General features: G+C 70.3%; 1 pseudogene. It reads left to right on the top strand.

The features are described from left to right. A pseudogene (locus tag B2W70_RS14490) lies at positions 1–100 on the top strand (cysteine synthase A); the annotation flags it as partial. Positions 101–290: the final 190 nt, after the last annotated feature.

Genomic DNA, 290 nt, shown 5'->3' on the forward strand with positions numbered 1-290 from the left:
CCAGAAGCTGCCCGAGCTGCCCGCCGGCAGCCGCGTGCTGGGCTTCTGCTACGACACGGGCGAGCGCTACCTGTCGGTCGAGGGTTACCTGCCCGCCTGAGGCTCGCAGAGCATGAGGCACCGTCACGGCGACGCGTCGAACTCGCCCTGGCCCATGCTGATCGCGCTGGTTGCCAGCGTGCCGGCCTTCTACGACTCGATGATGCCCACGCCCGCCACCTGGGCGACGTGGATGTACCTGGTCAGCGGGCTGGTGCTGCTGGCATCGGCCTGGCGGGTGCAGCGCAGCC

Origin of the sequence: Aquabacterium sp. UBA2148 (assembly GCF_002328915.1) — a bacterium.
Lineage (GTDB): Bacteria > Pseudomonadota > Gammaproteobacteria > Burkholderiales > Burkholderiaceae_C > Aquabacterium > Aquabacterium parvum.